Origin of the sequence: Trichocoleus sp. DQ-U1 (assembly GCF_039961925.1) — a bacterium.
Taxonomy (GTDB): Bacteria; Cyanobacteriota; Cyanobacteriia; order Cyanobacteriales; family FACHB-T130; genus FACHB-T130.
In genome coordinates this window covers 1-10,427 of the sequence record NZ_JAMPKB010000125.1, presented here as the reverse complement: position 1 = coordinate 10,427, position 10,427 = coordinate 1, and the positions used below count along the sequence as shown (strand labels likewise).

10 protein-coding genes and 4 pseudogenes are annotated in these 10,427 nt (G+C 45.4%); 4 read left to right on the top strand and 10 right to left on the bottom strand.

Annotated features, from left to right (window positions below; genetic code table 11):
- Positions 1 to 490: 490 nt before the first annotated feature.
- Positions 491 to 718, top strand: coding sequence for a hypothetical protein (locus NDI34_RS26590; protein ID WP_348234327.1), 228 nt, complete (start codon positions 491 to 493; stop codon positions 716 to 718).
- Positions 719 to 1,129: 411 nt separating this feature from the next.
- Here the strand turns inward: NDI34_RS26590 and NDI34_RS26585 are convergent, their stop codons facing one another.
- From NDI34_RS26585 to NDI34_RS26565, 5 genes are all read right to left on the bottom strand, one after another.
- Positions 1,130 to 1,351, bottom strand: coding sequence for a hypothetical protein (locus tag NDI34_RS26585; RefSeq protein ID WP_348234326.1), 222 nt, complete (start codon positions 1,349 to 1,351; stop codon positions 1,130 to 1,132).
- A 671-nt stretch (positions 1,352 to 2,022) separates the two neighbouring features.
- Entirely contained in the window at positions 2,023 to 2,628 is a 606-nt protein-coding gene (gene pnuC / locus NDI34_RS26580) for a nicotinamide riboside transporter PnuC (RefSeq protein ID WP_348234325.1), read from the bottom strand.
- A 101-nt stretch (positions 2,629 to 2,729) separates the two neighbouring features.
- The gene (locus tag NDI34_RS26575) at positions 2,730 to 3,752 is read right to left on the bottom strand and encodes an AAA family ATPase (RefSeq protein ID WP_348234324.1); all 1,023 of its coding nucleotides are present in this window, start codon (positions 3,750 to 3,752) and stop codon (positions 2,730 to 2,732) included.
- A gap of 248 nt (positions 3,753 to 4,000) precedes the next feature.
- Positions 4,001 to 4,309 carry a ribbon-helix-helix protein, CopG family gene (locus NDI34_RS26570; RefSeq protein ID WP_348234323.1) on the bottom strand — a complete coding sequence of 103 codons (309 nt, stop codon included), beginning with the start codon at positions 4,307 to 4,309 and terminating at the stop codon, positions 4,001 to 4,003.
- Positions 4,306 to 4,944 carry a ParA family protein gene (locus NDI34_RS26565; protein WP_348234322.1) on the bottom strand — a complete coding sequence of 213 codons (639 nt, stop codon included), beginning with the start codon at positions 4,942 to 4,944 and terminating at the stop codon, positions 4,306 to 4,308. Before NDI34_RS26565 ends, NDI34_RS26570 begins: the two co-directional genes overlap by 4 nt.
- Positions 4,945 to 5,535: 591 nt before the next feature.
- Here NDI34_RS26565 and NDI34_RS26560 point away from each other — a divergent pair.
- The 3 genes and pseudogenes from NDI34_RS26560 to NDI34_RS26550 form a co-directional block, all read left to right on the top strand.
- On the top strand, positions 5,536 to 6,750 hold the full coding sequence (locus NDI34_RS26560) for a J domain-containing protein (protein WP_348234321.1): 1,215 nt from the start codon (positions 5,536 to 5,538) through the stop codon (positions 6,748 to 6,750).
- Between the two features lie 111 nt (positions 6,751 to 6,861).
- Positions 6,862 to 7,251 (top strand): nuclear transport factor 2 family protein, encoded by a 390-nt coding sequence (locus NDI34_RS26555; RefSeq protein WP_190690435.1) that lies wholly within the window; start codon positions 6,862 to 6,864, stop codon positions 7,249 to 7,251.
- A gap of 122 nt (positions 7,252 to 7,373) precedes the next feature.
- Positions 7,374 to 7,523 (top strand): annotated as a pseudogene (locus tag NDI34_RS26550) (recombinase family protein); the annotation flags it as partial.
- Between the two features lie 59 nt (positions 7,524 to 7,582).
- Here NDI34_RS26550 and NDI34_RS26545 read toward each other — a convergent pair.
- The 5 genes and pseudogenes from NDI34_RS26545 to NDI34_RS26525 form a co-directional block, all read right to left on the bottom strand.
- A pseudogene (locus tag NDI34_RS26545) lies at positions 7,583 to 7,828 on the bottom strand (nuclear transport factor 2 family protein); the annotation flags it as partial.
- A 7-nt stretch (positions 7,829 to 7,835) separates the two neighbouring features.
- Positions 7,836 to 8,558 (bottom strand): annotated as a pseudogene (locus tag NDI34_RS26540) (IS1 family transposase).
- A 30-nt stretch (positions 8,559 to 8,588) separates the two neighbouring features.
- Positions 8,589 to 8,749, bottom strand: a pseudogene (locus tag NDI34_RS26535) (nuclear transport factor 2 family protein); the annotation flags it as partial.
- A gap of 156 nt (positions 8,750 to 8,905) precedes the next feature.
- Entirely contained in the window at positions 8,906 to 9,214 is a 309-nt protein-coding gene (locus tag NDI34_RS26530; protein ID WP_190690425.1) for a ribbon-helix-helix domain-containing protein, read from the bottom strand.
- Positions 9,211 to 9,846: an AAA family ATPase gene (locus NDI34_RS26525; RefSeq protein WP_348234320.1), complete on the bottom strand. Its 636-nt coding sequence runs from the start codon at positions 9,844 to 9,846 to the stop codon at positions 9,211 to 9,213. The genes NDI34_RS26530 and NDI34_RS26525 overlap by 4 nt, the downstream gene beginning before the upstream one ends.
- Positions 9,847 to 10,427: the final 581 nt, after the last annotated feature.

Genomic DNA, 10,427 nt, shown 5'->3' with positions numbered 1-10,427 from the left:
TGGGGTTGTCCTAGCGGAGGGCTTCCAACCCACGCTGAGTATCCAGAGTCATGGTAGAGCAAGAACGTACCTAACGGCATGTAACTGGAGACCACACATCTCGGCATTGTGCCTCGAGCGACCATTTACAGACAAATTTCTCCCAGTTCGGCAGGGGGTTAGAAATCGAGACAGCGCTCGCCCTACCGAGTTCGGCGCTCCGAATTTGGTAAGGAGTCGGAAGTCGAGGCAGCGAGCGATCGCGCTCTGGGATCTTCGGCGTGAGACTACAGCAGTTTCTTCAAGTCTTCCTAGAACTAAAGGTTCGCGATCTCACTCCTGATGGGAGAGTTTTTGAGTTCAGCAGGGATTTATTATTGGTACATCAGCTTAATTCTGCCCCAGTAGACTAGATGTGCTGGAGATCGATGCTCTCCGCTTTGCCTTGGGCGTTTCGTAGCGGACCTCCTGACTAGCGATAGACTGGTTTATCTTAGTTTTCTCTGCTTAAATGAGCGATCGCCTTTCCCAATTTCTCTTTATCTCTTTTCACAGCCAACTCCATCACTGTTGCGATCCAAGCTATGTGGGTCAGGTGGTAAAACCTGGATATGACGATGTAGAACCGGATCGGACACCAGTGCGATCGCACTGCGGGAAATATGGGTATTCCGGATTGTCAGAAGATCCTCTCTCAACTCCAATCGAGGGTTCAGGTTTGATCGAGCAGGATTCCTGAACCGCTGCGAAGAATGCGATCGCCCCAAGTTGCTGTACTTGATTTTTTGATAAAACTGAGCGCAACTAGCGACGACCCCTAAAATGTGAGGGGAATGCGGTGATACAACTGTGATTAATTTTCGATGCTACCCGGTGCCCTGGCTCTCGCAGTCAGGGTATTTTTTTTGGTTCCAATTGGGACTTCAGAGTTGCACTAGACAAGCTACCCCCCACTGCCGTTAAATCAGTTGCAGTGAAGAGAGAGTCAATCTCTAGCACTGTTCGCTATACCGAACTCAGCGCGACACGTTTTGAGAGATTATGGGATTAGTAGTTACCTATTGACAGTTACCTAGCCTTAACCGTTTCAATTCCTAGAGAGGGAAATACACAATTTATCTCCCTTGAGAAACTATTTATTTTTATCTCACTATAAATTTTTAGGCGAAACAAATGCAATAGCCCCTGCTCCACGCTCATCATTCCTCATACTGTAGCTATCGAAAGTAAATGAACTAATAGATGAATTTCCCCCACCGCTTACTGCTGCTTGAGAGGTTTCGTCAAGGTCGCTCCACAATTCGTTCAACAAGTAATGGTCAGTCAGCTTTTGACCAGCATTTTTGTGAGCTGTTTTAGTGTTGGAAATCATCGATTTCTCTCCTTTGGAAAATGCTGCATTTAGTGCAATTATACTAAGCACCACCCTATTGTGCAGTACACTCTTGCTACGAATTGAGCCAGGATAAGATTAACTTTTCTGCCTAGGATGTGGAAGTGGTGCCGCCAGGTCAGAACAGGTAGGTTTCCAAACCTAGAGGCTGAATCCCCTGTGATGTGGTGAAAGTCGGTCAACTCCTCTGTTTTTAAGCGCTTTATTGCAACTGAAGCGGGTTTGTTGCGAATTACGCACACCAAGTAATACACGGCTTGCAACGTTTAACATTGAAGGCGAAGCGTGGGACACGTTCAAGACTAAAGCACGTGAAAATGGAGCAAATGCGTCGGCTCTCTTAAACCAACACTAGCAAGACAATTTTCTGGATTTGACACGGCATGACTCAAATTCAGCCATATTGTGTCCTATAACCCATCTTTTAATCTATGCCTCATGAGACAACTAATCGATGAGTTAAAAGACAAATTTCTTAAAAATTGGATATGTATAGTCAGTTTATCTGACCAAACACTCTGCTTGTTGAAAGGGGCTTAAAATGCTGCTCTTTGCGCTCGTTGATGCTCCAACTAACCAAAGATGCATAAGATTACCTGGATATGTTTCGATATAAAGCTTCAGATGACTTGAACGATTGCATGTACTATTCAGCAAGCCAAGTCTTCTGGTGTATTGGAAGCCTTATTCCATGAGATTAAACCGTTTATTGCCATACCCAAAAGAATCACATAAAGCAGAGCAATAAACCGGACTCCTTTCACGTAGTACAACCCAATTCCTATCACATCAACAGCAATCCAGTAATACCAGCTTTCGATTCGCTTTTGAGCGAGTAGCCACATCGCTGTGAAACTTGCAATGGTTGTCAGGGCATCCCAATAGGGGAAAGAAGCTTTCTCAGGGAACAGGGTAGGAAACAGTATATGGACGCGGCTCATAAAAGCCCCGATAACAAAAGAAACGGCAATTGTAACAGCCAAAACCAAGATTAAACTTCGCCGCGAACTGTATCTGAAATTTCCGGCTTTGCCTGTACCTCGACCAGATGCACTCCACCGCCACCAACCATACACGCTTGCTCCCAAATAGTAGACCTGTTCGAGGGTATCTGAGTACAAGCGTATCTGGTAAAAAAGCGCCATATACAGCAGTACGCTTACAATACCGACTGGCCATGTCAGCATTTGCTTTCTGGCGATGAGCCACACCGACCACAAATAGAGTATCGTTCCTATGAATTCTATATAGCTCATAGGATAGCTGAGGATTCTAAAGGCAATGTTGTTTACACTGAGCAATTCAAGCATAGTGATAAGTTACGCCTTTTCCCTCTTCATCTTTTGTTTGCTCAATCTTATTGGCGCTCGACGAACAAGTCCAGTAAATTCTCATACTTACGGTACTTCTCTAAGACACTTTTGACGTACTGAACTCGTGTTTCCAGCTCACCTTGCACGAGAAAGAAGGGAATCTTGCGAAGAATTAAATTGTTAATAATTTGCTTTTGAAAGATGCGTCGATTTACATCTCCCGAACGGTCCCAAGTGTCGTCATAAGGGATATCTACATCACAAACAAACACTAGATCATAGCGTGAAGCTGCTCGATTAGCGAGTTCGGCAAGTTGCCCCTCTGCCGTGTTGTGATAGTACAGTGAAAACATATAGGTGGTAATCGAATTAGTATCCGTAAATAAGTACCGATTTGCCTGGTATAGCAGTGCTTCTTCACGGTTCAAATGTTCAGAAGCAATCTCAACCAATTGTTCGAGAGACAGCCGACGATTGACTTGATGCTTCTCCCAGTATTCCCGCCCATATTCCGGCATCCAAACCGTAGCGTATTCCTGTGCCAGTCGGGATGCAAGCGTTGTCTTGCCCGTAGATGGAGCGCCCAGGAAAACTACATTCGTTATCAAGTCGCGATAAACCCAAGGATGCAAATACTCGCGACAGGCAAAGGTATCTTTTCTGATTTGTGTACCAGAAATGGGTACGGCTTTGCGCTCATAATCCACAATTCGATTGACCGCTCCCAGGGCTAAACTCATGTGTTCTCCGTAGAATTCACTGGAATAAAAGTGTGTGATTCCCTGTAGCTTCAAACGATTTAGAATATAGTCTTCATGTTTTTTCTTGATTTCGGGTGTATTGCCGACTTCAGTTGGGCCATCCCAAGCTTCGATAACTTGTACGGTTGGATAGAGTTTCCTGACCCAATCGGCTCGAATATTCAGAGGGACGGACGTTGTTTCTCTAGCCTCGTAAATGATTACAATTACCTCATCCATTTGGGATGATGCCGTTTCAATCAAAAACTGGTGTCCTTTGTGGAACGGCGCAAATTTTCCAAGAGTAAGTCCACGTTGACTAGCCATTACTGATGATGCGACTGTGCGGCAAGGGAAAAGAGTTAAGTAGTTAGGCTGAATTAAACTTAAAACGCTCCAGTGTATATCTACCTTGTTTACTACAGATTAAAACTGTCTGGGTTCTGAGAGCCAGTGGTTCGGCATTGCAGTCTAGAGAATAAAATCCCACACTGTTCCCTGAAAGGCTGGCTTAGCAAATCGGAAGGGGTAGGAATCAAAATTAACAGTAAAATTTTAAATGATTATTTTTACTGTTAATTTTGCAGTAATTTTGCGACTTCTCGAATCAGTGCGCGTAAAAGTTTAGCTTTGGTCTGCCCGGTGTACTCAGCTAACTCTGATAGCTGCTCGTAGGTTTCTGGGTCCAGATCAAGTGTGATTCGGGTTTTTGAGGGGACTTGCTTCTTCAGCTTCTCTAGCAGGTTTTCTTCTTCCTGGGCGCGGGCTGGATTCTTACCCTTTGTTTTTTGTTTGGTGGCAAGCGCAGCCTCTGGTTCTAAGTTACCCAATGCAAATTGAGAAACCAAGTCAGTTAGAGAATGTCGAGGTTTATTCTTACTCATGAAGCCAACCTCAAAATCTCTGTAAATAACCGCTGGTAATCTGACGCTGCATCGTCTGACCCTTTTAGTCCCCACACGGTTGTGTTCTGCAAGAAGGCATCTGCGATCGCTTGCCGCTGATAGATAACTTGCTTGAATGCCTTAACTCCCTCTAGTTGCTTTAATAGCTCTTGGGCTTCTTTTAACAGTTTGGTATTCCTAACTCCTCGATTAATGAAGATGCCGGATAGCGGCAATCCACCTCGTGCATTCTGGATTTGGCGTACCATCCTGACAGCCGATGCTGCTGAAACTAAATCCAGCCCAGATGGAGTAATCGGAATTACTGCAAGTTTTGCAGTCAGAAGTGTACACCGGGTTGCCTCTCCCAAATTCCCAGCATTGTCCACTACCAAATAATCCACAGTCTTTTCTAGCTTAGGAATTTCTTCAGCCAACTCATCTGGATCGGTCATGCGATAGATAGGCACTTCTGTATCCATCGAATGCAGCCAGGTGGAGGTACTGCTCTGTCCGTCCGCGTCAATGACTGCGACCTTGCGCTTTTTGATGGCAGATAACCAATAGGCGAAATGGGTAAGAGTCGTTGATTTTCCGACTCCACCCTTTAAATTGCTGAAGCAGATGGTGGTCATTATTACTGCATTTTATTACTGAATTAATTTACTGTATTTTAATTCAAAAATAGCCGATAGCTTGGTAGTTCTGACTTTCTTTGATGCGGTTAGGCAGTGAAAACCCGGCTCGGAGATGGGAGAAAAGTATTAACTGGTACTTTGAGGCGATCGCTAGTTGGTAGCGTGCAATGATTGGGGCAGCAAGTTCCAATTGGCACTTATTTTTAGAGGTGATAGCTACTCACGTCCCAATATCAGTTCCTCAGCATGGGAACGCTTGGAATATGTACAGTGCCCAATTAGATGACGTCGATACAATTTTGTGTGCCTGACCAAAACCTTCCCTATTGCAGGATCACAGAGAAAGTTGGCTCAGTGATCTAGCATTTGACTATCAACATTGCCAAGCTAGATTGAGCCGAAAAAGCAAGCCGAATTTAGCGTTGCCTCTCGAACGACATTAATATGTCTTCACGTAAAATAAAAAGTCACTGTACAGCTTTATACCCAGCTCGGAGCGCCTACAAAGAAGATCGCTTTCTCTGTTAAAGAGTGAGTTCTTAAACCTGTAACGGGTAGAATACCTACAAAATATAGATTTTAACCACAATGAATAAACCCACGGGCGGCAGGATGGGAAAAGAGGATTACACTACCTCCGTGATGCGGGTGCCAAACCCAGTGAAGCCGAAAGTCATTGAAGTTATCGAAAAATTTCATCAAGCCAGACAGCCCAATCAACCTGTAACAAGTAATTCCCAGTATTGGCAGATTCCAGCTTCTTTAATTCCTGAACTGCTGGATTTCGGCGGGAACGAACCCATTTTGGTGACTGAGTGCACCATTAATAATGCCGACTGGTGGAACCAAGATGGCACACAACAGTGGGAAAAATGCTGGCGCGAAAACTTAGAACGCTTTAATGACTTAGCAGATCGAGTGAATGAATGTCTGCGGCAAGTTGACAATAGTTGGACGCTGGCATTCCCTGACGACAATGAGAAAGCCGTTAAGAAGTTATGCGAATACCGCTTAATCTATCTAGATCAACCTACGACTGCTGCCACACCCCTAGAAGCTGTGCAATGGGCGTTGACATCTAATTATTTTGGCTCTGGGTTAAAGGAGAAGATTGTCGATGCTTTTAGACAAAAGCAATGGGGAATTTTAAAAGCTTTAGAGGTGGGGGTTCACCCGCCGATTAACCGGCGGGAATATTGGCTGAGAAACTACGCCGAACAACTGGGCAAACCTAACGTGAATTACTGGCAGTGGCGGCAGAACCCAGAATCACGAGAAATTGCCAACGAACTGACTCAGCTTCTAGAACTGCCAGAACCCTCAGCGGATACGCGGCGAGTGCTTGAGTGTTTGGCAGAAGGGAAAGATCCGTTCTACGATCCCAAGCCGAATGGAGGGGAAATATATATCGGCTTTAATACATTTCTGAGCAAAGGCGCACTTAGCAGCTACGACCCCAACACGAAGCAGCGTTGTCGTGATGCCTTTAGAAATTGGCATCAAACAGTTCTTGCCCAGTTGGGACAGGATACTTTAGAAGGAATTTACCGAGTCTGCTACGGCTGCGACTGGATTCTGATTGAATCCATCTTGGCTCCACCGCTTGTCGGAGCATGGTGGGATGTTTTACAGGTATCGCCCAACGCCACTTCAGAAGAAGTCAAAAGCGCGTACCGGGCAGCAGCCAAGATTTGGCACACGGATGTTAACAGCAGCCCCATCGCTAAGGCTCGGATAACAGCACTCAATAAAGCCTACGAAGAGGCGAAAGCAAGTTTTACCGATTACAAGTATCGAGTCTAGCGATCGCCATCCTAAGACGAAGATTGCTGTTTTCAGTAATAACATCATTATCATTGCGGTTAATCTTACTGAAAACTAAGCGTTTCTCAATGTGTAGAGGAGAAGTCTTCAGTGGAAAATAGAACAATTGAAAACATTGAAAACCTGGAAGAAAAACTGCGGCACGCCATGCTCACCAGTGATGTTTCCGCACTGGATGAACTCATTGCCGATGATCTTGTATTCACAATGCATACAGGTCTGGTGGTCAACAAGCAATTCGATCTGGAAGCGCACCGCTCTGGAATGTTTAGGTTCACTTCGTTGGATGTTAGCGATCGCCAAATCCATCCTTATGGCGATTGCATTGTAGTCACCCTCAAAGTGAAAGCTGCTGGAACCCACAGCGGTCAAGCTTTCTCAGAAACCTATCGCTTTACTCGCGTCTGGGTACAGCGACAGAACCGTTGGCAAATTGTAGCAGGTCATGTTTGCCAAGTGATTCCAGGAGCGAAAGCGTAAAAAGATAGCTACTTGACTGAGTCGGCTGTCTTAGTTAAAGACTTCCTTAAGTGGGACAATTAATTAGGCACTTTTCCGACGCTGGAAAGAGCATCGGGGTCGCTGATTTTTTAGAGGTTTAGATGGGACAGCTAAAGCCATATCGGGTCGCAATTTATTGTCGCGTTTCCACCGATGAGCAAAGTTGCGATCGCCAAGAAAGAGACTTGGTTAGTTACGCACAACTATCAGGTTTTGAAGTTGTGGCTGTTTATAAGGAGACAGCGTCAGGGCGCTAGACCTCTTTTGCGCCAGATACTACCCTGCCTTTCGTTATAGCGCCTTGTTAGGCTCAGTGACCCGACAATGGAGGTAGACAGATTTCCATCTTTTGAATCAAGCCATGCTCAATGGTATAACGATGACCAACGTGCTCATCGGCAAGCACAGCTCCGGCAAGATCGTGCACGACCTGATGCACCTCCACCAAAACCTGCCCAGCATCCTCCGGGTAAAAGGCAACCGGCTCGACGTGTGGATTAATTTCGCTCCACTGCTCCGTCCAGTAAGCGCGGACTTCTTCAGTCCCACGAATAAAGGTAGTCCTAAAGATGTAAGGATGCATTGTAGTAGTGGACAAAGTGCCACACTGCACCAACATGATTCTCTAACTTCTTGGAAAACGACAACGTCTTTCTCACTAACCGGGATACTCGCTGCCGTAAGGTGCAATTGAAGCGCTCAATTAAGCTTGTTTGACCACTGTCCTTGCCCACACTAGCAATGTCGTTGGCTGGGGAAAACCTCATTGTAGGCAGACCAGAAATCGGTATAGGAGACGGCACACTGTCGATACACCCCTGGCAAGCTGTCCCATAATCCTTGGGCACCCTCACGAGAGCGATCGCCGACGTACACGCCGACAATTTCTCGGGTATTGACATCTAATGCTAACCAAATCCATTGCTTGTTGCCCTTATTAGCCACAAATGACCACATCTCGTCGCATTGAATCGTCAAGCGCCCCTTTTTTTAGCCGATACCTCGACTTGTCGGGGAATCGCTTCGTATTTCCCATTGACATAGCTCTGGAGCCAGGGTTCTGAAACACCCGTCACTCTAGCAATTCCAGCTAACGGAATCTTCTCCAACAGCAGTTTGTCAATCAGGGTTTTAGTAGTTTGGTCAATGATCTTGTTCTGCGGGTCTTGCACAAATTGTCTGCCACACTCACGGCACTTGAAGTTCTGTTTGCCGTTGTGAATTTTCCCATTTTTCACGGTATGAGTAGACTCACAAGCAGGACAAGTAGGATGGGGATTGGACATCGAACAACAGCAGTAACTCTACCTTCTTATCCTTACATCTTTAGGACTACCCGAATAAAACCGCCTTTGAACGCTTTCGGCCAAGCCACGTCGGGAGTCATGAGGGCGAGGGCAGCATCAATATCTCGCGCGTTGAAGGCAGCATACGCCGCGCGTATCAGTTCAATTTCTGGTGCAGATTTATCTGACATAAGAGGTGTGGTGAAGTATATGCGGCAGGGCTTTATAGCCCACGAAAAATCAAGCTTTCGCCCCAGTTTGACACAAGAGGGTTAGACTGCCATCTGTAAGCGATCGCTAACCCCAGTACTTTAACAACGCATCTTCCCCGCTCCAATTGACACAACTCAATCTCCCCCTTCAACTTCTGCCAAAGCCTCAGCCAGTAGAATTCGCAGCACTTCAGATTTCTTTCTGCCAGTGCGATTGGCAAGATTGGTAAGACGGCGGTGCATTTCTGGCGAGAGGTCTAGGCTGACTCTAATGGGTCGCTCTTTGGGTGACTCCTCCTTTTGTAATTTTTCCAGCAGCCCTCCAGGTTCTGGAGCAGGTGGGGAAGAAGACGGTTTTTCATCTGCTGGTTCAGGCTCTGGTTCGCCAAAGATAAATTTGTCAGCAGCAGCATTCAAAGTTTTCCGGGGTTTCTTGGGAGTCATTTGAGTAATTTCAGAATTTCCTTGAACAAAGATTCAAATTCCTTGGCTGATGCTTCTGCCCCTCTGACCTCCCAAATAGATGCCTCCTGAGAGAAGCAGTCAGAAATTGCCTGTTTTTGATGAATCACTGTTTTGAGCAGCATCACGTTAGGAATTTGGTCCAGAACATCCAATGCCTCTTTCTTGAGCCGAGTTGCTTTAAATGCCCGATTGAGAAAAATGACAGGTTTAGGTAGACCCCCAGAAATTTTTTGAGCTGATTTAATTAAGCGAAGTACATCGCTAGCTGAGTGCAGGTCTAAACCTGTAGGTTGAATCGGCGTAACGCAGATATCGGATAAGCACAAAATCGCTCTGGTGCTTTCACTGGTATTGGGCGCACCGTCAATGACCAAAAAATCTGTCTGTTCTGATAAATCTGGGATTTGCTCAATTAAGTCGTTGGCATCTGAAAGCTTAACTGTGGGAATGGGGAGTTGCATTGAAGAAAGCCACAGCGAACCGCTGCCTTGTGGATCGGCATCCAAAAAGCTGACGGTTTTCTTTTTTCGGTGTAACCAGACAGCAAAGCTGACACTGGTTGTGGTTTTTCCACAGCCCCCCTTTTGGTTGCAGAAGGCAATAACAGACATAGACTTAATTACTCACTTCAATTACTTAACTTGATTACTTAACTCACTAACTCAAAGTAACTACTTGCTTAACCCGTAGATTCAGTATGCCAGAATGAGGGGTTTAGACTTCACCGAAAAGGACTCTTTTCGGTGGAGTTGCCCGACTTTGGCTTTACTCCAGGTTTGGGTCGAGGTCGCCACAGTGGCTTGACGGTATTAACTATCTGGTTAAATAAACGTTTTTATTGAACCCCAAAGCGATGTTTGAAGTGTTTTTGTGAGAGAGTTTGCGCTATTGTGTAATCCATCATCAGGACATTTTTCAATTGCTATGTCCTGATTTTTCTACTTTTTACAGCTTTAGCAACCAAAAAGCAACCTAATCTGCAAGAGGTCTATTTCTTATTCAATAGTCGATTTATTACATTGTGTTGCTATATCTAACTCTCCGAAATTAGAAAATCCGTAAATATACTCTACTTACAGCGTGAGTTCTCGCTTAGGTTCTATCTATGAGCCTGATGGCTCTCAATTATTCCTTAACTGAACTAAATAGAAGAAGTTATTTGTGACTATGGCAACGCGATCGCACGACCCCC